This window comes from Lactiplantibacillus sp. B652 (genome assembly GCF_023806745.1).
GTDB classification, from domain to species: Bacteria; Bacillota; Bacilli; order Lactobacillales; family Lactobacillaceae; genus Lactiplantibacillus; species Lactiplantibacillus pentosus.
Window position 1 is genome coordinate 1 of the sequence record NZ_JAMSKY010000125.1, and the last position, 235, is coordinate 235.

The 235-nt window shown below is 46.4% G+C and carries 1 rRNA gene; it reads left to right on the forward strand.

Features of this window, described 5'->3' with window-relative positions:
* Nucleotides 1-235 (forward strand): 23S ribosomal RNA (locus tag MZO40_RS17275); the annotation flags it as partial.

The following is a 235-nucleotide window of genomic DNA, read 5'->3' on the forward strand; positions in this document are numbered from 1 at the left end:
AGATGTGCATTCTGTTGGATTAGAATGTCCAAGCAGTAAGTCTTGTGGAGAGTCAAATGCTTTTCACTTTAAGGACAAGCTGTGATGGGGAGCGAAATTTAGTAGCGAAGCGTCTGATGTCACACTGCCGAGAAAAGCTTCTAGTGAGTACTTAACTACCCGTACCGCAAACCGACACAGGTAGTCGAGGAGAGAATCCTAAGGTGAGCGAGTGAACTCTCGTTAAGGAACTCGG